This window comes from Sphingobium sp. (genome assembly GCF_049304695.1).
In the GTDB taxonomy this organism is placed as follows: domain Bacteria; phylum Pseudomonadota; class Alphaproteobacteria; order Sphingomonadales; family Sphingomonadaceae; genus Sphingobium.
In genome coordinates this window covers 118,996-143,687 of record NZ_JBAQOK010000078.1, presented here as the reverse complement: position 1 = coordinate 143,687, position 24,692 = coordinate 118,996, and the positions used below count along the sequence as shown (strand labels likewise).

At 61.6% G+C, this 24,692-nt stretch carries 1 protein-coding gene (running past one end of the window); it reads right to left on the bottom strand.

Annotated elements, in window-relative coordinates:
* Window positions 1–24,692 carry the 5' portion of a tandem-95 repeat protein gene (locus WA070_RS13945; protein ID WP_422634528.1) on the bottom strand. Its footprint begins 6,670 nt before the window's first position, so only the first 24,692 of its 31,362 coding nucleotides appear in the window; its start codon is at window positions 24,690–24,692; its stop codon lies beyond the left edge, outside the window.

Genomic DNA, 24,692 nt, shown 5'->3' with positions numbered 1-24,692 from the left:
GGCTGATCTTCGCTGAGCGACAAGGTGTCGTCGCCCGCGATCGGCGCGTCGTTGACCGGCAGGACCTCAATCTCGACAGTGGCCGTGACCGGGAATCCGGAGGCGTTCGTGATCGCATAGCTGAGCAGCAGCGTGCCATGGAAGTTTGCCGCGGGCGTGATCCGATACTGCCCATTCTCGAGTGTCGCGATCGAAGCATCGGCCGGTGCGCCGATGAAGCCGAGGAAGGTGATCGTCTCGCCTTCAGGATCGTAGTCATTCGCAAGAAGCTGGGCCGGATCGATATCGATATAGGTGTCTTCGAGCGTGCCGAACCCATGGTCGGACACTGCGATCGGAATGTTGAACTCCGGCAGGATGGTGAGCGACACTCGGCCGATGCGATCTGCGCCATGCGCGTCGGTTACCCGATAGGAGAAGGCGGCGTTGCCGAAATAGCCCTCGCGGGGCGTGAAGACGGCGGTGTTGCCGACCATGGCAATGGTGCCATTGTCGCCATCGAGCAGTTCGACGATTGCGAAGCTGTCGCCCTCGATGTCACGATCGTTGGCAAGAAGCGTGGCCAGGTCGATGATGAGAGCCGTGTCCTGGTCGCCGACGAACACGCCTTGCGGATTGTTGCCGGTGCCCACGCCATCGGAATTGGCGTAGGGGGCATCGTTGACCGGTGCGATCTCGAACGAGAAGGTCCCGGTGCTTGTCAGACGGCCGTCCGTGATCGTGTAGCGGAAGGTCGCGGTCCCGCTGGCATTTTCCTTGGGCACGAAGCTGTAGCGTCCACCTGGCAGGCGCTGAATGCGGCCCAGGTCGCCGCTTGTCTCAAGCGAGACGAGGCTGACCGTGTCGCCGTCAAGGTCGCTGTCGTTGCCGATCAGGTCGGCGGCTGTGAATTCGAACGGCGTATCCTCGTCCGTGCTGAACAGGTCGGCCACTGCGGTTGGTGCATGGTTGGTCGATTGCACGTTGATGGTGACGGTGCCGGTCCGGGCGCCATCGACATCGTCGGTGATGATATAGTCGAACCCGGCCTGCCCGCTGAAGTCGGCGTCGGGCGTGAAGACGATCGTCGTGCCATCGAAGTTCAGCGTGCCGTGAGCGGCATTGAGGACTCCGACGAGGCGGATAGGATCGCCATCGACGTCATGGTCGTTCGCCAGGAGCTGCGCCGGCGTTATGACGATCGGGGTTTCCTCGAGCGTCGAGAAGCTGTCGGGGCCGGCATAGGGCGCTTCGTGACGCCCTTCGACCGCGATGCGCACGGTCGCGCTGCCGTCGCCTTGGCTGTCGTCGGTGATGACGTAGGTGAAGCTGTCCTCGCCTGACCATCCCGCATCGGGCGTATAGGTGACGCTCGCCACGAGCTTGCCGTCGAACAAATGCGTTACCGATGCGCTGTGGCTTTCCCCGCCGGTAGTTGCGGTCCAGACGATGTCGAAGCTTCGGCGCAGATCGAAGGGAACCGTGGCGGTGACAAGGCCGGTGGCGCTGTCGACGTTCATCCATACGGGCAGGTCGGATCCGTCCGCCAGCTTTGCCGTCCAGGTCGCCCCGGGCGCTAAGAGCGCGGCGGGCGGGCCATAGGTGACGATGCCGTCCTGGATGACGAGCGTACCATGGCCGGCCGCGGAGACCGACTTGATGCGTAGATAGTCGCCGTCGTCCTCGCGATCATTGGCGATGAGGTCCATCAGCGCGAATGTCAGAGGCTGGTTCTCGATGGTCGCCAGCGTATCGGCAACCGCATCGGGCCTCTCAGCGGTTGGAAGCACGTTGAAGATGATGGTCCCGCTATTGTGCGAGATGCCGCCCTTTTCGTCGATCGTCGTGTAGCTGATCGCGATCGACCCGTTGAAGTCCTCCGGTGCGGAGAGGTCGATCTGCTCGCTCGACGTGCGGATGCCGATACCATTGGTCCCGCCATCCGCCAGCGTGAAGCCGCTATCGACAACCACATCGGTGAGGATCGAGAAGCTTGGTAGGCTGCCATTATTGCCGGCGACCTCGAGGCGTACGCCCAATGCACCGACATAGGCCGGGGGCGGGGTGCCGTCGAACGCAAGCGTTCCCTCGTTGAAGGCAAGCCAGTCAGGCAGCGGCGCTTCGCTTTCCCGTTTCGCGACGATGTCCGCAGCAGAGCCAAGGTCGATCGCGAAGAGGCCCTGGGACTTGAAGAAGTCGCTCTGCTGGAGGAGCGCGTTGATCGCAGGATCGAGCGGCGCGGCGGGGTCGATGACGAATTCGAGGGTGAACCCGCGCTTCGCGGCTGAATAGCTGCCTTCCGGCACGACAGGGGCGTCGGGCGTGAAGCTCAGCTGGAGGCGAACCGGCTGCGCATTGGCGTCGGGCGTTTCACCCGTCAGCGCCAGGGTCATCGTGTCGACGTCGAACTCCAGCCATTCAGGCAGCGGTCGGCCGCCTTCCAGGCTTACGGAGAAGCTGCCATGGCTCACGTCGAAGAGGGCCAAATCGCTTTCATAGGCAATGCCCGTTCCCAGCGAGGCCGGGTCGATCGCCAGCGTGTCGGTGAAGACGCTGGCCGGGTCCCCTGCTTGCGCCCCGGGCTTGGTGAAGTGGAGCACGACATCGAACGGCATAGTGACGCCGGCGTCCGGTGTGCCGGTGAAGCGCAGAGTGGCGGGATCGAAGATCAGCCAGGACGGCAGGGCATCGCCATTGGACAGTGTTGCCGTGACGGTTGCGCCCGAGGGGAGATTGTCGGCGCCGAAGGCGATCTCGCTGTGATGCGCCTGGCGGACCGTGAAGCCTGATAGGACCGTGTCCTGCACGGACAGGCCGTTAGCGAGGCTCTGGTTGTTGCCGCTGTTGAACGTGAAGCGCTGCACGTAGCTGCCTGCGGCCGGATCCTTGAGGATCACGCTGATGGTCGCTGTCGAACCTGCAGGCGCCTCGCCGGTGAAGGTCATGGTGGCGGCGTCGAAGCTCAGCCAGCTGGGCAGATCTTCGCCGTTGGCTTGGCGTGCGATGACCGTGTAGTCCGCCGAGAGATAGCGGGTATCGAGCACGCCCAGCACGCCGGCGCTGCGGAAGAACAGCACATCGCCTTCGGGTTCGACATCGTTGCCGAAGGCTTCGGCCGGGATGACGAACAGCGGCTGGTCTTCCAGGCCGGTCACGAGGTCATCGCGCAGGGTCGCGCCGTCGTTCTGCGGGAGGATGCCGATCGCGACATAACCAGTTGCGGTGCCGCCGCGGCCGTCGCTGATCGTATATTCAAAGCCCGCATTGCCATTGAAGTCGGGCCTCGCCTTGAAGACAATCTGGCCCAGCTCGTTAACGCTGACCTTTCCGTTATCGGCAAAACGCTCGACGCCGACGAAAGTCAGGCTGTCGCCGTCGGCGTCGCGGTCGTTTGCGAGCAGTGTCGCGGGATCAATGATGATCGTCTGGTCTTCTAGAATCGTGAACCGGTCGCCGATCGCCTGCGGGGCATAATTCGCCGGAAGAACATCAATGAAATAGGTGAGCGTAGCGCTGGCCCCGCGCTCGTCGATCACATCGAACGAGATGGCCGCCGTGCCTTCACCGTCGGGCGTAAATGCGATTGTCGCGCCGTCGAGGACCGCGGTGCCATTGAAGGCGGCGTCGCCATCGGCGGCTGCATGGAGGCCGACGAAGGTGATGGCATCGCCTTCGATGTCGTAGGCGGTGGCCATGAGGTCGGCGACGGCAATGCTAGTGGTCCGCCCGAAGCGGACATTTTGCTCAGACTCCCCGGAGCCGCGCGGGGCATCGTTGACCGCGTCGAAATAGAGTTCAATCGGCGCCACCGAGCGTGCACCCGACGGGTCTTCGAGGATGTAATTAAACCCGGCGAAGCCGTAAAAGTCGGTGCGTGAGATGATTTCGAGATAGTCGCCGGCTACGCGCGCCGACAAATTGGTTCCGGCCGTCCATTCGCTGCCATTGCCGTCATAATCGAACGGATCGATCGGGTTTCCGTCCGCGTCGACAAGCGGCGTAATGCCGACGACGCGCAAATCTTCCCAATCGTCGTCGATATCATAGTCGTTGTCCTTGAGGACGGTGTCGATGCGAATGCGCAGGATTTCGTCCTCGACGCCGTGGAGCGCGGCGTTGGTGTCGGAGACCGCGACCGGTGCGTCGTTGACGGCTGCGACATTGACCCGCACGCGGGCCGTGGATTCGCGACCATAGGGATCGGCGACGGTATATTCGAAATAGGCCTGGCCATTGACGTTCGCCGGAGCCTGGAAGGCGATCATGCCGTCTTCGCGAATCCAGGCATTGGCCCCGCCGGTTCCGTTGACTGATTTGAGCACCAGTTGATCGACGCCTTCTTCGGCGTCGTTGGCGAGCAGCGTAGCTCGATCAATGACGGCTACCTCGTCCTCGACGCCGAAGAGATAGACGTCATCCTCCGCGTTGAAGCGGCCGATGCGTGCCAGATCCTCGATCTTCGCGCGATCCCAGACCGTACCATTGGCGAAGGCGATCTCCTCGATGCCAGTCTCATTGCCGAGGAAGTGATCCTTGATCAGCATCGTATCGAAGGTGAGCACGCCGGCGACATTCTCAAGCTCGATCAGGAGATCGGCACCCTGGCGGACCAGCGAGACATCCCTGGGCAGCGCGCCCTCCTTGATCGCCACGCGATCGATATCGCTCGCAGCGCCCTGTTCGATGACCTGGTCATTGTCGCTGTCGAAGCCGAGCAGATAAGTATCGGAGCCAAAGCCGCCCTTGAGCAAATCCTCACCGTAGCCACCATCGAACATGTCATTGCCGGTGGACCCGATGAAGCTGTCCGCAAACACTGACCCCAGCAGCATCTCGATACTGACGAGTGTGTCGCCTTCGGCTTCGCCGGTCAGGCCCTGGCCCAGAGACAGGTCAACGGTCACCGCCTCGTCGGCCGCGCTATAGTCGGCGGTGTCGAAGCCACCGCGCCCGTCGATCAGGTCGGCGCCGAGTCCGCCGCGCAGACGGTTGTCGGACGCGTCGCCACGCATGATGTCGTCGTGGTAGGAGCCCTGGACGATTTCGATCCCGGAGAGCGTGTCCCCGAGCGCATCGCCGCCGCCCGCCATGCTATCTGCAAGATCGATCGTGATCCCTTCCGCCGACAGCGAATAGTCGGCAATGTCCTCGCCTTCGCCGCCGATCAGCGTATCGGCGCCGCGTCCACCGATGAGGACGTCGTTACCCGCGCCCCCTGAGAGAATGTCGTCGCCGCGGCCGCCTTCGAGCCGGTTGTTGCCGACATCGCCCTCGATGGTGTCGGCATAATCGGTGCCGATGACGTTCTCGATGCTGGTCAGCGTATCACCGGTCGCGTCGCCGCCCGAGGCCGTGCCGTTCGCCAGCGAGATGGTGACGCCTTGCGTCGAAGGCGAACTATCGGTGGCGTCGAAATAGCTGGCCGTGTCGATGCCTGCGCCGCCATCCAGGATATCCGCGCCGACGCCGCCGTCGAGCGTATCATTGCCAAGGCCGCCGATCAGCATGTCGTTGCCGGCACGACCTTCGAGACTGTCGTTCCCGACCCCGCCTTCCAGGCGGTTGTCGCCGGCGTCGCCTCCGAGCTGGTCGTTATAGTCGGTGCCGACAAGGGCTTCGATGCCGACATAGGTGTCGCCTGCGGCTGTACCGCCCTGGCCGACCCGCGATTCAAGATCGGCGCGTACACCGACGTTGGAGCCGGCGAAGAACACGGTGTCGAAGCCCGCGCCGCCGGTGATGTGGTCGGCGCCGAAGCCGGCGTCGATGATGTCGTCGCCGTCGCCCGCATCGATCACATCGTCACCATCGCCGGTCTCGATCCGGTCGTTGCCGCCGAGCGCGAGAATGAAGTCGTTGCTGTCGAGGCCCTGGATCAGTTCGTCCTGCGCATTACCGACGATATAGTCGACATAGCGGCTGCCGCGCAGCGTTCTGTCATACGCCGCCTCAACCGTGGCGTGGACGAAGCCGATATCCTCAAGGCCGGTCGGGTCGGCGATGCGATACTGGATCGTCGCTTCGCCCGAATAGCCGGGGTTAAAGCGTATGACGACAAACTGCTCGCCAGAGAAAGTGACCACCTCGGCCGTGCCGATGCTGACATGGTTGCCCAGCGCCAGCGCAACGGGGTCGAGCACTTCGTCGATGCCCACGAAATGGGGCAGGGGCCCGCCATCTACGTCATAGTCATTGGCCATGAGATCGGAGACGCGGAGGACCAGCGGAACATCGAGAGGCGTGGCGAAGTCATAATCGTCGACGACGGTCGGGTCGTCGGGCTGGGCGATGATCGTGAGATCGACATAGCCCTCGGCGATGCCGCCTTCGACGGTGTCGTCGGTGATCTGGTAGAAGAAACCGGACGATTGGGTAGCATTCGGATTGGGCGTGAAGAGGATATTGCCATCCGCGTCGAATTCGAGCGTGCCGTTGAGATCATGGTCGGGCCGGAAGCCCAGGAACCGGAGCGGATCCCGGTCCATGTCGCTGTCGTTGGCGAGCAGCACCGAGATCGGAATGGTTACCGGCACGTCTTCAAGGACGTCGACAAAATCGTTCCGGGCCACCGGAGGGCCATCGCTCACATTGTCGAACCAGAGCGTGACCTTGCCGTCATCAACCGCCCCTTCGAGATCGGTGACAAGATAGTAGAAGCTTGCTTCGCCCCAGAAATTTTCGTCGGGCGTGAAGATAATCGTTCCATGGTCGGTAAATGTGATGTCGCCGTTGACCGCGGTCGGAACGCTGCTCTGATCGGTTGCGAAGGTGAGGGTGAAACCTTCGGGATCGAAATCGTTCTTGAGCAACTCCAATATCGGGATCTCGATCGCCACGTCTTCCGGTCCGCGCAGGAACTGGAGGCCCGGCCCGGTGTAGCCGTCGTTGCCGGCCACGGGGCGATCGTTGACCGGTTGATAGGCGATGGTCGCGCGGGCCCAGGACGTGCCGCCCTGGCTATCATTCACGCGATAGTCGAACCAGGCATCGCCGTTGAAGTTGGCGGACGGCGTGAAAAGGATTGTCTGGTTGGCGAGAAGCTGAGCGGTGCCGCCATGGCTTGTACCGATGGCATCGATGACGAGCGGGTCATTGTCCGGGTCCGTATCGTTCGACAGCAGCCCGGGCACGATGGCACCGTTCACCTCCTGGGCAAGAGCGTTGAGAATAATCGGATTATCTTCGAGGATCGGATCTCCGCTCTGGGTCGTCACGATAAGATCGCTATTGGCAACCGGCGCATCATTGACCGATGCGAAGCTCAAATTGACGCGTCCGGTCGAGGTCGCGCCCGACGGGTCCCTCACGATGTAATCGAAGTGAGCATTCCCCCAGAAATGATCGCGCGGGATGACCTGGATCAATCCGTCCGCATCGATGCTGACTGTGACGTCAGCATTGGAGAGAACGGACTGAAGGGTAAGGATGTCGCCATCGGCATCGCTGTCGTTCGCCAGCAGAGCAAGCGGATCGATGGTGAGGGATTCGCCTTCTACACCCTCTATCGTACCGTCATTCTGAGCGACTGGCGCGTCGTTGACGGGCGTAACGGTGATATAGACCTTGGCGCTCGCGGAGCCGCCTTCCGGCGTGTTCGCGACATAGGTGAATTCGGCGGTGCCGTTGAAATTGTCGGTGGGATCAAAAGCGATGTTGCCGTCGCTGGAGAGCGAGACGGTGCCGCCAACTGCACCATTGACCTGTCCGACGATCATCCGGTCACCGTCGAGATCGTTGGAGAGCAAGCGCTCTACGCGAATATTGAGCGTGCCATCTTCCGCGACGGTAAAGCCGCGATCCTCGATTGCCGTTGCGACAGGACGAATGCGGATATCGACTTGCGCCGTATCGAAAGCGTTGCGTCCGTCCGTGAGCGTGTAGGTCAGCGTGGTCGGACCGTAGTAGCTGCTGCTGGCTGTGAAGATCACATTGCCGTTCGCATCAAGCGATGCGGTACCGTTAGCGCCGCCATCGACCGAGACAATGTGAATGGGGTCCCCATCGGCATCGAGGTCGTTCTGCAGCAATTCGCTCGCAAGGATGGTGATCGTCTGGCCGGCGACCAGGGTATAATAGCCGTCGTCGAGCGCTGCGGGCGCGCGGTTGTCGACGAGATCCCGCATCGCCGCCTTGGTCCATTCGATGCCATCGGCGAAGCGGATGATCTCGACGCCCTTGCCGTCGGCGGCCAGCGCATCGATGATCGTCAGACTGTCGTCCGTCGATGAAGTGAAGCGGATGATGACCGACTCGCTGCCGCGGAAGAGACGCGATACCGACGCTTCGGTAGACGCGAAATCGGCGATAAAAACTGCATCCACCGGCCCTGTCTGCGTCTGCTTGTCCTGGATGGTGTCATTGCCGCTGCCGCGAGCGAACGCATAACTGTCCGATCCTTCCGCGCCGAACAGCTGATCGTCACCGCCACGGGCGGCGAAATTATCGGTGCTGTCGAACCCGTAAACCTTGTCGTTACCGGCCCCGTCGATGTCGGACAGCGCGCGGGCGCGCATGGTGTCGAGGTTCCAGACCGTGCCATTGGCGAAACGGATGGTGAAGAGGTTGAACGAAGCGAGCGCCCCTGTCAGGACGATCTGGTCCTTCCCGCCAACGAAATTGATGACGAGGTCGAGATTGTCGGGACCGCCGCGCGCAGTATTCGCGATATCGGCGGGGGTGAGGTCCTCGAGACGCAGGACGTCGGTATCAAAGCTGAATCCTTCGATCCGGTCTACCCCGTCGCCCGAGCGATAGACGAAGGTGTCAGCACCGCTGCCACCACTAATGATGTCGTTACCACGGCCGCCGGCCAGAGTATCGTTGCCCGATGTACCAGCGATGACGTCATCGCCATCGCTCTGTTGCGAGGCGAGAGCCGCGGCGCGAATGGCATTCAGATCGATGACGACGTTGCTGTCGGTGAGCAATACCCGCTCAATGCCCTGGAAGCCAGCGAGGCCGCCACGGATGACGATCTCATCGCCCGCCTGTGGCAGGCGGACGACGATGTCGTCGCTTTGCGGGGAGAGGCGCGCGAAGCTGAGGTCGCCGAAATCATAGCCCGAGATTTCGAGTACATCATAGACGGTTTCGGCCGCATCGAGGATTGTGTCGCGACCGTCGCCGCGCGCATAACGGTATGTATCGTCACCGCCATTGCCGATCAGCAGGTTGTTGCCCGGACCGCTGACGAGGATGTTCGCATCGGCGTCGCCGGTCTTGATGGTCGTGCTGGCGGTTGTAGCCATTTCGAGGAGAGTCTGGTCACTCCAGACCGTGCCGTCAGCGAAGCGAATGGCTTCGACCTTGTTGGTCATTGCGCCCTGGATCGTGATGCGATCGTTGGTTTCGCGGATCTTGAGGATCAGGTTCGCGCCGTCGGCGCTTTGCTCGACAATGATATCGATTGGTGCAATGCCGGCGTCGAACTGGATCGTGTCCATGCCGCCGGATTCCATGATGAGATCCTGCCCATCGCCGCGTCCGAAGCGATAGATGTCGTCGCCCAGACCACCGACGAGCCTGTCGGCGCCTGCGCCGCCGCGCAGTGTATCACTCCCTGCGCCCGCGTAGATCTCGTCATTGCCGAGCCCGCCTGCAAGATCGTCGGCATAGTCCGATCCATAGAGGATATCGTCGCCAGCCGTGGGATCGGTCGCCATCGCCAGCAGCGTGGAGGCTGTCCAGACGGTACCGTTGGCAAACTCGACCGACTGGATTGCCATGGCGAGCGATGCTGCTTGACCGAGGTTGATCCGGTCGCCGGTGCCGGCGATGGCCAGCATGACCGTGGAGGCCCCGCGAACCAACTGGACATCCTCCGGCGCGATGTCGGCCCCGAACAGGAGACGGTTGACGCCGCCGCTATCGGAGATGCGATCCTGCCCATCGCCGCGATTGAAAAGGTAGACGTCGTCACCAAGACCACCGTTGAGGACGTCGTCCCCGCGGCCGCCCGCCAGCGTGTCGTTGCCGCTCGTGCCGGTAAGGGTGTCGTTGCCACCCTGACCATCGATCGTCGTGATGCCGCCGACAAGGGTGACACTATCGTCACCTGCGGTCGTGACCACCGACCGGGCAAGGACATCGCTCCAGTTCCACGTCGTTCCATCAGCAAAAGCGATCTGCTCGATTTTGCCGGCGTTGCCTGAACCCAGCGCCTGGTTAAGCTTGATCCGGCCGCCGCCGTCGCTGACGCGCAATTCGAGATTGGTCCCGATCTGCACGACACTGACATCTGCGGGATCGATACCGTCGACAAACTCGATCCGGTCGTTGCCGCCGGCATCGCTTATGGTATCGCGGCCATCGCCGCGGGTGAAACGATAGAGGTCGTTGCCACTGCCGCCGGTGAGAGTGTCGTCGCCCCGACCGCCTTCGAAGACGTCGTCATCGGAGAGGGACAGGGTTTCCGTGCCGCCGAAGATCACATCGTCGCCGGTGCCGCCAGCAACGACATCGCTTCCCGCGCCGCCTGCCAGACGATCGTTGCCGTCCTGACCGGAAACCCAGTCATCGCCATTGCCCGCATCGACGATGTCGTTGCCCGTGCCCCCGGCGAGCTTGTCGTTGCCGTCGTAGCCGTAGATCGTGTCATCGCCGCCAAAGCCGTAGATGCGATCGTCAGATGGGCTGCCGGCAAGGACATGGCCATCGTCGGTGTCGTCGAGGTCGACGGCGCCATCGAGCGGGAAGGCATAGCCGTCGAAATTTTCGAGCGTCAGGCTGCCCGCGCTGACACCCTGCAGGCGCAGGATCGAGCGCGGCGTGGAGCCGCTCTCAGTGGTTTGAATGATTGTGTCGGCGCCATCCTGCTTCACAACAAGGAGACCGAGCTGGAAGGGGTTACCCGAATAGTAGTTGAGGAATTTGATGACGTCGCCCGTCGGACCGCCCTCGAAGTCGGTGATGACGTCTTCGCCTGAACCCATGCCGTAGCGGTTGATGTAGCGATAGGTGTCGCGGCCGCTGCCGCCCGTCATGACATCGATGGCATCGTCCGACGAGACATCCTCGAAGAAGTCCGCGCCATCCCCGCCGATGAGCGTGTCGGCGCCCTGGCCGCCTTCGAGCGAATCCGAGCCGAGGCCACCTTCGAGAATGTCGTTGCCGTCACCCCCGCGCAGGGTGTCGTCATTGCGGATGAAGGTCGAGATATGTGACCCGCGAACCTGCAGGTACCAGACGCCAGGAGCACCGAGGTTGCCATCTGTTGTGTCGAGTGTAACCAGGCCGCCTGCGGGCATGGGCAGGGTGCGCGTTTGCTGCGATGTGTAGAGACCAGGATAGCTGCTGCCACCCCAGGTGAGTTGCTCGTAGCGATAGGCGACATCGAAATCACCGTTGCCCAGGACCTTGATCTGGGCCTGGAAGGCGTTGGGCGTGGTGCTGTTGCCATAGGCGCCGACATCATCCCAAGTGACCGTAATCGTGCCGCTGGCGGCGTCAAAGTCGACCCAAACCTGGTTGCTGCCGGTCGAATTGCCTCCTTCGCTGGGGGCGAGCTCGCCTGCGCGCGTGTCGGCGTCCTGCGGCCAGACCAGAATGCTCATCGAGCCGATCGTGAGCGTGCCATTCGTCGAGATCTGGATCGCGGAGACCGCGGTGCCCTCGACGCTGACCGTGCCTCCATTGAAGCCCACTGGTATGCCGATCGTCTCGGATCCGTCGTCGCTGCGCGCGAGCACCGTTTCGCCAAAGCCACGCAGGCCTCCCAGCGTATTGACGAGGGCGTTAGAGGCTGGTCCGAAGGCTGCGAGGCCCTGTGCGATAAAGGGATCGCTTCCACCGTTGTCACCGATGATGTGGTCGTTGCCGCCACCGCCGGTCAGGAAATCGGCACCAAAGCCGCCGTCAATCAGGTCATTACCAAGGCTGCCTGTCAGCACGTCGTTGCCGTCTGTGCCGGTGAGCGTCCGATCCTCGGAGGAGGCGAACGTCATGCCGCCGAAGTTGGCGGTCGTGAGGTCACCCATATTGACGTTTTGGAGCACCAGCGCGGTACCGAAGACATAGCTACCGTCGCTATTCGTAGACAGAATGCTCTGAACGAGAACGTCGGACCCTTCCTGTTTGAGAAGAACGGATTCCTGCTCCAGCCCGCCGATGGCGGCCCAGTAGGGAACTTCGACGAAGTCGCCGTTCGCGCCAGCCTCGAAATCGGTCACGATGTCAGCGCCGGCGATTGTTGCGCTGCTTTCAGAGAGGACGAATGTGTCGCGGCCCGCACCGCCGGTCAGCACATCCGACCCGGCGCCGCCATCCAGACGATCTTCACCCAGGCCCCCTTCGAGGGTGTCGTTTCCGTTGCCGCCGTAAAGATCATCAGCATCTCGTGCGATGCCGGTGATGAGCTGGGTGCCACGGATTTGTACTGCCCATACCCCGGGCTCACCGGTATTGCCGAGCGCGGTGTCGAGGCCGGCGGCTCCTTCAGCCGGCAGTGGGAGGTAGAAGATTTCCCCCGACGGTGTCCGAATATTCGGCGCCCCGGAGCCTGTCCAGTTCAGGTTCTCATAGCGGTAGATGATGTCAAACTGATCGTCGCCAAGAATTTTTATCTGGACCTGGAAGGCGTTTGGCGTGGTGCCATAATAATAGCGGCCGACATCATCCCAGGTGACGGTGATGGTGTTGGTTGCCGCGTCAAAATCCCACCAGACCTGGTTGCTGCCTTGTGAAGTGCCTCCGGCGCTCGGGGACACCGCGCCGGCGCGGGTATCGATGTCATATTGTGGCCAGATCTCGAAGGAGAAGTCGCCCAGGGAGATGTAACCGTCGGTCGCTAGCGCGATTTCGCCAATCGCCGACCCGCCGATGGAGATCGAGCCGTCGTTGAAGTCTTCAGGGATAGCGATATAGGAATAATTATAATCCGCGCGCGCCATGGCCTGTTCGCCAAAGCCCAGCGGGCCGCCGAGCGTGTTGATGAGCGCGCTGGAGAGTGTCCCGAAATAGCTGCCAAGATCAGGCAGGTCGGTCTGCGGGAGCCCGGAATCGCCGATCAGATGGTCATCGCCGTCGTAGCCGTAGATTGTATCCGGCCCATAGCCGCCATCAATGAGATCGTTCCCCCGCCCGCCGTTAAGGCGGTCGCCGACCGAGCTTCCCGTTAGCGTAACATCATCGGTGCGATAGATAAGAGCGCCGTTGAAATTCGCGGCGACCAGATCATTCGCGTTGACGTTCTCGAGGGTCAGAATGGTGGTGCTGATGTAGGTGCCGCTAAATTCGTCATAGCGTTCGGCCGTGACGATCGTGTTGGCGCCGTCCTGTCGAACAAGTGCCCCATATATGTTGTAGGAGACGTTAAAGGCGGACGCATAATCCAGCTCAATGACGTCGCCCTGCGCGCCGACCATGAAGTCCGTGATGATGTCGCCCTCGCCGGCGCCTGCCGCAGCGCCGATGTCGAAGGCACTCAAGCCAACTTCGCCGCCGCCGCCGGAGCCGACGCCGCCATAGCCGATGACGAAACGGTCGCGGCCAGCGCCACCGGTGATCCGGTTGGACTGGGTGCCGTAGGAGAGATTCCAGAAGATGTCGTCGCCGGCGCCACCATCCATCTCGTTGGCACCGACGCTGTCCTCGAACCGGTCGTCGCCATCCCCGCCCAGGAGAATATCGTTGCCGCCGCCGCCGTAGATTTCGTCGTTACCGTCGAGCCCGGAGATATGGTCGTTGCCGAGGCCGCCTTCGAGGAGATTGTCGCTCTCGTCGCCGACGATAACCTGGTTCTCGACCAGTTCGAAGTCATTGCCGTCGAAGTTCGCGAGCGTGAGATCAGCGGCTTCGATACCCTGGAGGCGGACCAGCGCCCGGGTGTAGCGGACCGCGCCGTCGTCCGAGACGGCAAGTGACACGACCGCATCGTCGCCGTCCTGGGTGACGATGATCGAACCGTTGCCGGGGAGGTCGAAGTCCATGAGAATGCCGAGGATGTCGCCCTCGTCGCCGACCGTGAAGTCGGTGATGACATCGACGCCGGTGGCTCCCGGCGCCAGCGAGGCGAGAATCTCGTAATAGTCGCGGCCCTGACCGCCAGTCAGCGTGTCGCTTCCGGTACCGGTGCCGACATCCAGGAATGTGTCGTCGCCCTCGCCGCCGTCGACCACGTCATGACCGCCCGGTCCACCCGAGAGGATATCGCCGCCACCGAGGCCTTGGATGGTGTCGTTGAGGACGCCGCCCACGAGTTCGTCGTCGCCTTCGGTGCCCGTCAGGTCGAGGGGCTGGGCGAGGATCGTGGGCCGATTATCGAGCTCGGTAAAATTGTCGAGCGTCAGGAGGCTGCCATCGACATCGGCGAGACGCAGGAGCTCAACGAGGGCCGAACTTTCGGTCCGGAAGAAAATGACCACATCGGCGCCCTGCTGGGCGAAGAGGATGCGTTGGAAATCGATCACCTCGAAATAGCCCGACCAGTTGCGGCTCGGGCGGAAGGTGATGACGTCGCCGCCCGCGCCGGCGGTGAAGTCGGTAATTGTCGAGGTGCCAGCGCTCCCCTGGACGGGACCATCGAGCGCAGGAACCCGAACGAGATAGGTGTCGCTGCCACTGCCACCTATGGCGACTGCTACGGCATCGGGCAGTGACAGATCGAAGATGTCGTCTCCGGCGCCGCCGTCGAGAATATTCTGACCTTCCGCATCGAGGAAGGTGTCGTTCCCGTCGCCGCCAACGAGGGTATCGTTGCCGTAGCCACCGTCGAGGATATCGTCCGTGGCGCCGCCGGTTAGAAGGTCGGCTTCGCCGGTTCCGTTGAGGATGTCGCCGGTGAACAGAATCTCCGCGCGGTCGTCGAATTGCTGGAAATTGTCGCGAGTAAGGAGCGTGCCATCGACACCCTCGAGCCTGGCCAGCTCAAGAATGGCTGGAGCATCGGCGCGGTCCGGCTTGAAAAGGACAAGGACATCGTCGCCGTCCTGTACGAGGAGTACGCGCTCCCATGGGTAGAGGGCGTCGCCGCCCTCTACTGCACCGGCGCCGAACCCGAGCAAATCGCCGCCTTCGCCCGGCGTGAAGTCGGTGATGATGGACGCTTCGCCGGTGAACAAGGTCTCGTTCTCGGAGGGCAGGAAGATGATGAAGGTGTCGCGGCCGCTGCCCCCTTCGATGGTGTTGCGAGTATCCCAGGAGCGGCTGACGTAGAAAACATCGTCGCCGGCGCCGCCGGACATCGTGTTGGTGCCCTGAAGGTCCCAGAAACTATCGTTCCCGTCGCCACCGATCAGGATATCATCGCCGCCGTCGCCTGACAGATAGTCGTCACCCGCGCCGCCCTCGAGGATGTCATTGCCATCACCGCCAGAGAGGCTGTCGTCCTGGCTCGGGGGAAGACCGATGATCTCGGTGCCCCTGATCTGGAACGACCAGACGCCATCATCGCCCAGGTTGCCGGCGGTTGTGTCGAGGGCCAGATTAGCCCCGGAAAGGGCGAGGATGTCGAGGTAACGGTCGCTGGTGCCGAGGCCAGGCACATAGTCCTGGGCCCAGTCGATGGATTCGTAGCGATAGGTGACGTCGAGTGAGCCGTCTCCGAGCAGCTTGATCTGGAGCTGGAAGGCATTGGGCACCGTTCCCGATGGAGAGGCGCCTACATCATCCCATGTAATGGTGATGGTCTGGCTTGCCGCGTCAAAGTCGTACCAGACCCGGTTTGTGCCTTGCGATGTGCCACCCGTGCTCGGCGTGAGGGCGCCGCCGCCATTGTCCACGTCCCAGGGCAGGACGTCGAACCAGTTGGACCCGAGCGCGGCGTAGCCGTTGATACCGACGGTTATGCTGGTGACGCTTTCGCCGTTGATGATGAGTTCGCCGCCGAGCGCGTCGAGGAGCGCGGCAGGTAGATCGATGACAAGTTCATCATCATTCCCGGCCGCCAGAGCCTCCTCGCCAAATCCCGCGGTTCCACCCAGGCCATTGAGCAGCGCGTTAGTCTGAACGCCGAAATAGCTTTGCAGCTCGGCCTGGACGGCGATCCAGCCGCTTGCACCCAGATCAGCGGGCGCATCGCCGACCAGATGGTCGTCGCCATCGCCACCCGATAGAGAGTCAGCCCCGGCTTTGCCGAGGATTTCGTCGTCTCCGGCCGTGCCTGTCAGATTGTCGCTGCCATCTGTTCCGATGATCGTGTCACCCGGCGTCCCGCCGGGTTCCTCTCCACCCGGTTCCTCGCCACCGGGCTCTCCGCCGCCGCCGCCGCCGGGTTCCTCGGTGCCGCCGTCGAAGATGACCGAACCGAAGGGGCTCGTGTCGCGCTCGGGAAAAAGGATCGCCTGCGCACCGTCCTCGGAAACGATATGACTGCGAAGGGTTGTATAATCCCAGAGCGTTCCGTCGGCGAATTGGATCTGATCGATATCTTCGCCGTAGATGCTGCCGCCGCCCTTGATCGTGATACGATCATCCTCGCTTCCGCGCAGGCGGATGACGAGATCATCGCCCTTTACGGTGAGGGCGACGTCGGCGGCAGTGATGCCGGCACCGAACCGCAGAGTATCGACTGAGTTCCACGGGTTGGGGACGTCGATGGTGTCGCGGCCATCGCCCCGATCGAAGACGAAGGTTGCATCACCATTGCCGGTGATCAACATATCGTCGCCCTTGCCGCCGCTGATGGTCAGCGTGCGTTCGAACCAGACACCGAATTCAATGCGATCATTGCCGCCAGTGCCCTGCGTTGCACGCGCGAAAATCTCGGCCGCATCCCAGATCGTGCCATCCGCGAAAACAAACTGCTCGATCGCGTTGTCGACGCGATCGATATAGTTGTTCTCATTGTTGCCCATCCCCTCGATGGTAAGGCGATCGGACGATCCAGCGATGGTGAGACGGACCGCGCCGTTCTCGACGCCCAGGAAAATGATGTCGTCGGGGGTGATGCCGGGGCCAAAGCGCAGCGTGTCGATACCGCCATCATTGTCGACGTTCGCATCGAGAATGCGATCCTGCCCGTCCCCGCGCCCGAAATAATAGGTGTCGCTGCCGCGGTTGCCCTCGAGACGGTCATCGCCTCTGCCGCCGGTCAGGATGTCGTTGCCGTTGCCGGTTTCGATATAGTCGTTGCCGTCACCGCCATAGATGTCCGAGCCGTTATTGGCAGCATCGGCCGGGACGATGATATGGTCGTCGCCATCGGTGCCCGGGATGGACGCTGCAAGCGTCGAAAGCTTTACGCTCGTCCCGTCGGCGAATTTGATCGACGCGATGATCCCGTCAACGCGTCCGATTGGATCGACTAAAGTGAGGCGATCGTCGCTGCCAGCGATCAGCAATATGATGTTGCCGGAAGCGTCGCGGCGCGCGGTGATGTCGCCAAGAGTAATGCCCGAGCCGAACTCGATGACCGCGAGGCCATCCCAACCTGTAGTGCTCTGGATGCGGTCCTGGCCGTCGCCGCGGCTGAAGCGGATGATGTCAGCGCCGCCGTTGCCTGCGATGATGTCGTTGCCCTTGCCGCCCGTAAAGACTTCGCCAGCGCTCAGGTTGGTACCGACCAGATTATCATCATTGTTGGTGCCCTGGCCGCGCCAGAGAGCTTCGAGTTGGGCCAGTGTAAAGCTCGCCCCGTCGTCGAAGATGATGCGGTCGATCGTATAGTTGGTCGAAGACGCGTGGCGTAGGGTAATGCGATCGGTACCGTCACCGAACGAAATCTCGGTCTCGCGGAAGTCGGGCGTGAAGGTGACCCGCATGTCGGCGGCGGCATAGCCCTTGATCCGCAAAACATCGTCCGAGCCGTTGCTGTCCTCGATGACGTCGGCACCGTCGCCGCGCGCGAAGATATAGGTGTCGTTCCCTCCGCCACCGGCGAGATAGTCGGCACCATGGCCGCCAGTGAGCGTTTCGGCCCGGTTCGAGCCAAGAATTACGTCGCCGCCGCTGCTCGCCTGATCGGTGACCAGGCGCTGCACGATTGCGGCGCCGTCGAGCAACTGACCGTCTGCGAAGAGGAGCGAGGGCAGGGCGCCACCCGCCATGCCCTCGACGAGAATGACCTGGTCGCCGGTGGAGAACAGGATAGCAATGTCGTTGCTACCTTGTGCAAGCGGACGGATAAGTGCGTCGGCCGCACCATAATCGGCAAAGTTGATGGTGGCTGTGTTGACGCCCGCAGGCATTTCTATCCGGTCGACGCCGTCTCCAGCGTTGATCGTGACTGTGCCCCCATTTGCCAGCAGCACGCGGTCATTGCCGCGCCCGGGTTCAACGGCATCGGTGACATCGAGCTCGCGCAGGTCGATAATATCCTGACCGCTGGTGTCGCTGCCAGCCAAAATCAAGCTGCGCACTTGCGTGAGCGTAAGCGTCTCGCCGTCGGCAAAGACGAACGATTCGACGGGAGCGTTCTTATAGCCGCCCAGGATCACGAGACGATCGGTACCGGTTGCCAGCGAGATGAGCAGATCGCCATTGACGTTGCTGAACGTCACTTCGTTTCTGGTCACACCGGGGCCAAAGACGATCTGGTCGATGCCGCCCGTGTCGGTGACGGCGTCATATCCATCGCCGATGCCGAACTTATAGATGTCGTTGCCGGTGCCACCGGCGAGCAGGTCAGAGCCTGCGCCTCCGGACATCACGTCGGCCCGACCGTCGAAGCCAACGATGCTGTCATCACCTGCGCCGCCGGTGAGCATGCGCTCGATGATGGCGTCGCGGGTCAGTACGGCGCCGTCCGCGAAATGATATTCCTCGATGCTGGTGGTACCCAGGCCACCGACGATCCGCAGGACGTCGGCGCCATTGCCCAGATCGATGATCATGTCGCTGCCGGCGCGCGTGACGATCAGGTCTTCCAGATGTACCGAGGCGCCAAAGACGATACGGTCGATCGCGCCGGGCCGATCCTGCTTTTCGACGATCGTGTCGAAATCATAGCCTGCGGTGAAGGCGTAGGTGTCGCCGGCGTTGCCGCCTTTCAGCGTATCGTCGCCCTGGCGACCGTCGAGCGTGTTGGGAACGTCGATAAGGAGGTCGCTGACCTCGATGATATTGTCTCCGCGATTGCCGCCCTCGATCTGCAGTTCCTGCTCGATATCGCCCGCGCTGAGTACGGTGCCGTCGTCGAAGCGGAAGATTTCAATGGCATCATCGATGCTGCGGAACTGGTTGCGGATGCGCAGGGAACTATCAGGGCGCCCGGTGACGGTGATAAGGAGATCATCGCCCGACTTGGTGAAGACGACGTTCCGGTCCGTCTGATAACGGATGTCCGCGCCGAACTCGACGGTATCGTCGACCGGAACGGATATGCCGTCGCGATCGCTCCAGTGCGCGCGGGTGCGGCGGTCCACGATGACGTCGTTGCCGTAGCCCACATCGAAGATATATGTGTCGCCGCCGTCGGCACCGATCAGTTCGTCGTCGCCGCCCCGACCATCGATGATTTCGCCGAAGTCCGAACCAGTGAGGGTATCTGCGCCGCTTGTCGCGCCGCCGGTGAAGCGGTCGAGCGCAATGTCCTCGGGGTTGAGATCGGTGAAGGAAACCAGGCGATCGCCAAAGACGAACAGTTCGACCGCTGCGTGCTGAGCGCCCTCGCGGATATACTGGCCTTCGACGATGAGCCGCTCGCCGGTCGCTTTAATCGTGAAGATGAGATCGAGCGCCGTACGCGTGATGGCGACGTCGGAGAAATTGAGGTTTGCGAAGATGAGCCGGTCCGCACCTTCCTCATCGAAGATCGTGTCGTTGCCGCTCCCTTGAGCGAAATAATAAATATCGTTACCCGACAGGCCTTCCAGGCGATCGTTGCCGGCGCCAACGTAGAAGATGTCGGCAATGCCCTCGAACCCGTATATGATATCGTTGCCGCCAGTCTGGCCGACGTCCACGAAATGCTGGAGGAGTTGAAGGTAGCTCCACTCGGTCCCGTCCGCGAACGCGATTGTCTCGAGCGCATTCACATAACCGAGGAAGATGATTTCCTCGAGGAAATCGACCATGGTCACCTGATCATCGGTGCCGGAAACGCGCAATGTCAGCGTGTCGCTTTTACCGGTGCGCAGATAATCGAGGTCGGTCCAGCGAATGTCGTCGACGAACTTCAGGACGTCCTTCGACGGCGGATCGAACAGGCCATATTTAGGGCCGTTATCCTCGATGACGTCATGACCATATTGGCGGCCGAAAATATATGTGTCGTCGCCGCGGCCGCCTTGGAGATAATCATCGCCAGCCCCGCCGTCGAGTGTGTTGTCGTTGAGGAAGCCGTAGATCGCGTCATCGCCTGCGGTCTTCGCGTTTGCGAGGACCCGCTCGGCAACCTGGGTGAATTCAAGGCTCGTGCCGTCGTCAAAAATGAAGCGTTCGACCTGGTTGGGTGACACATAGTCGAGCCCGTCGCTGCTGCCCAGCACCTCGGAAAACAGGCCGAGGCCAAGCGACAACCCACCGAAATAATCCTCGATCTCGATCTTGTCGCTGGTCGGGTTGCCCTGCTTGTCGAGCAGAGTGATATGCAGCATCGTATCCGTGCCGCTGCGCGTCAGCCGCAGATCACTGGCGCTGATATCGCCGGTGAATTTGAGGAAGTCGATGCCTGCCTTGATCGGGCCGAACGAGAAACCACCGCGTTCGCTGATGACATCCTGGCCGTCGCCGCGCGCGAAGATGTAGATGTCGCCGCCCAGGCCACCGGTGAGAACATCATTACCCTTGCCGCCCCAGAGCACGTCGCCCGAGCCGGAACCCGCATAAACGTCGCCTGTATCGCGCGGGTCGGCTACTTCCACCGCCATCCGGAAGCGATCCCAGATGACACCGTCGGAGAAGACGATCTGCTCGACGCCGGACTGGAACTGCTTGCCGTTGGACAGATAGGGATTGAGTTCGCCTAGGAACTGATCGGTCAACCGAACGAAATTCGTCTGCCCGCGGATTTGGAGGATAAGATCCTCGCCATCGCGAACGGCGATCACATCGCCGGAATCGACATCGGTGAAGCGCAGTTCGTCATTTCCGCCCAGATCCTGATCGAAGATGACGTCATTGCCGCTGTTTTTGCCGACGAAGTAATAATCCGCGCTCATGCCGCCACGCAGCGTCTGGTCGCCGGTGGTCATGTAGAAATAGTCGGTGCCGTTCGTGCCTTCGACGAGCGTGTCGCCGCTCGCGTGGGTGATGATGCGGGTCTCATCGACCGAGAGCGCATGGGCGACGCCGCGGATATCAAGGTCCACGCCCACATTCTCGTACGCCTGCATCAGCATTTGCATGATGTAGGCTTGGTCGACGCCTACCTTCGCCTCAAGGACGCCGCCGGTGTCATCCGGCGCAAAGTCCGGATAGATCTGCCAGAGGATCTCGTTCCAGTCGGTCAGATAGTCGAGAACTGCGTCATTTGCGTTTGATGCTGGTGCTGCCGCGAAGATGGCCTCGAACATCGGCGCCATCTGGCGATCGGTGGTCGTGACGAACACATCGCGCGATGCATCATAGGACAGACCTTGGGCAAAGGGCTTGAGGCCCCCTTGCAGGGCGAGGCGAACCGCCAGACGACGCGACGTGATGACATATTGCTCCATCACCGGCTGGAGCATGGCGATCATCGTTTTGATATCGCTCTGATAGCTGGTCGCCGGTGCGGTCGTCCCATCGGAATAGGTTACCAGGACGGGGTTGCCGTTGGCGTCCACCTGATTGACGTAACGCCCCGCGCCTTCGACGCCGTTCACGCTGTAGCTGAGTTGACCGGTCACATTATTGTAAGTGGCGGACAGCATTTCGGGGCGGAAATCGACGCCGCCGAGGCTGGTCGCGAAATGGAACTGCTGGGGTGTCAGCAGCTCGACGCGGTAGACGCTGTCGTCGGTCGACCCGACTTCATCGAGGGTCTCGAAATCGATCTGGTAGTTACGCAGGTTGAATTCGAACGCGTTGCCCGACTTGGCTTGAAGCTGAAGCGCCCGATCGAGATTACGCGCCCAGACATAGAAACTGCCGTCATTGTCGGTGATCTGGACCGTATAGTCGACGGCGACGCCGTTGATGAAATTGACGCCGATCTTCTCGACAGGAAGGTTTGCAAGCGGATTGAACTGGATGTCCTCTCGGCGCCATTCGGTCCCGATCGCGTGGGGGAGGGCGAAGATAGCGTCGATGGAAGCGTAGGAGACAGACGGATTGGATGCGAGCGCCCAGCTTCCGCCGGTCTGCTTGATGCCATAGTCGAGAATGACCGCACGGCCATTTACTTGGCTCATGAGATATGGTGCTTCGTCGCGGAAGGCGAGGGCGCTCTCACGCGATGAAGGTGACCAGGCTTGCTCGAGCCTCCAGCCGGAGCCTTGGGCGAGCACTTGTTCCAGCGTCGGGCGTGCGATCGTCGCACCTTGCCCGTCGAGAATCGGATTCCCGGATTCGAGCGTCCAATAGCCACTGGTCGCATCCTCGGCATAGACTGCACGGTCGACGAAGGCGCCATCGCTACCAAGCTTGACGGCCACCAGTTCCTGGCTGGTTTCGAGCGTCATGCCCCATTCGCCCAGGACATCGCCGACCTTGGCGACAAGGTCCTTCATCTTGGGCGTGGTCATCGCCGCGGCACGATCCTGCGCCAGCTCAGCAAAGCCTACGTCATTTGCGGCCGCTACGGCGAGATCGGTGATCGAGCCGAAGCCCTTCGCATTAAGCTCGGAGCTGGACTGCCAGGGGGCGAGACCGGCTTCACCGGCAAATTTGGTGTCGACTTCGTTGGCGGTGAAGAGCGCTTCGAAGATGTTGCTGGTCCGGCCGTTATTGAATGTGACTGTACTGCTGGAAACCAGATGGGCGTTTTGCGGCGTCGTTACGCCAAGAGCGGTCGAAGAGAGGTTGATCGAAACGATACCGAGCTGATCAAGAGACTTTAGCTCGCCCGTATCGGTTACGCCGTCGCGATTGCGGTCCTGCCAGACCTGGAGGCTCGACCAGATCAGATCGGAAGCCGTGATCTTGCCGTCGCCATTGCTGTCATATTGGGACAGTTCGGCAAAGCCACCGCCTGCGCGGCTACCGAACATCTCGCCGATACCGTCGATACGGGCGTTACCATTGCTATCGAGGACAAGGAAACCATCGTCACCCTTGAGCCAACCGGTACGCTCGGCAAACAGGTCGCCATCGACATCGAAATAGGCTTTGCTGTCGCTGAGACTGGTCGTCTCGATGCCATCGCCGTCGAGGTCGATAATGAGCGGGTCCGTTCCGTCGGCCCATTTGAGCGCCTTGGTGAAACGCTGGGTCGCCGCCACGGTCGATAGGAGCGAGTCTGCAAATACCGAATAATAAAGTGCCGCGCCAATGGCGCCGGGAACGAGATTGAGAAGGGGCAGTAGTGCCTGCAGCGGATTGACCGCGCGGAACACCATGTTGAGGTCACCCTGACCGGCTAGTTCGCCCTGCAATGCGCCAAGCCGCGATCCAACAACGTCGACGTTCTCGATCTTCATCCAGCCCTTGTGGATGCCTTCTGATGAGCCCGCCTCATTACCCGTGGCGGCCATCATGCCACGGAAAATCTGCTCGAATGCATTCGTCACATACATGTCGAGGTTGCCGTCCTCGTCACGCTGGAATGTGTAGAGAATCCACGGCTGAATGTGATCGACATAGACCTCACCGGTCCAGTCGCTCGCTTGCCCCGTCATGTAGCGCGTGATGTTGGCCATGCCGGTTGCGCTGCCAAGCAAGCCGTTCATGATCGCCAGGCCCGCGAGACCGCCGTTGGCGTCGCCGCCGGTCATGGGAAGCCCAAAATATTTCAGCACGTCATGATGCTGAGCATCCATCAAGGTGGTATCGGCCCAGAACCAGATATTATCGCTGTTAGCGGCTGAATCCTCGACCGCTTGGCCTGTTTCCGGATTAAGGCCATCTATGGTGTCGCCGTAAATTTCACCGTTCTTGCTGGTATTGAATATCCAGTCTCGGCCGAGGCCACCCATGGTAACGGCTTTGTCGCCGCCAACTGCAATTACCCAGTCATTGCCTGCGCCGCCGTCGAGTTCTAGCGACGTGTCCGCATTTGCCACGGGCGCCGACGACCCATCGATTAACGGACCGCCAGCCGGAACAAACCTTGGCGACACCCCGACCAGCACGTCGTCGCCCTTACCTCCAAAGGCACCGCCTGTACCCTCATCCAGGACAAGTATGTCGTCGCCGTCGGTGCCATAGAGTATCGTGTCAAAGCCGTCATAGGACCATTGTCCGTCGTGCAGCAGATAGCCCTTGTCCTGTGCCAAATCGACGACGGCATGCAATGGTCCGTCCGGGCCGAACAGCGGGCCGTTTACGCCAAACAGGCCATCGCTGCCGATCACCTGATCGCTGATAAACTCAAAAGCGTCGGTTACAGCGCCAAAGACCATGCCTGCAACGTCTTCGATGACCTCACCGATATCGACTAGGCCCTCGCCGACCGGTGCGAGAATTGGCGCGATCCATTCGGCAATCTCATTCGCTGCTTCGGTGAAATTGTCGTAGAAGAAGGCGCCAAGCGCGCGGCCCGCCAAGTCGCCCGCCACCCCGGCCGCAATCCCAACGGGTATTGCCGCAAGCCCGAATGTCGCCGCGCCTGCGAGGCCACCAGCGACTAGTCCCGCAAGCCCTCCGGTTGCCATCCCGAAAAGCTCTTCGATGAAAGCCTTGTTGGAAGCGTTGGCCTGAACGGGCGTATAATTCTCTCCAAGCTGTGCGGCATTTGCCGTCGATGAGAGCAAAACCAA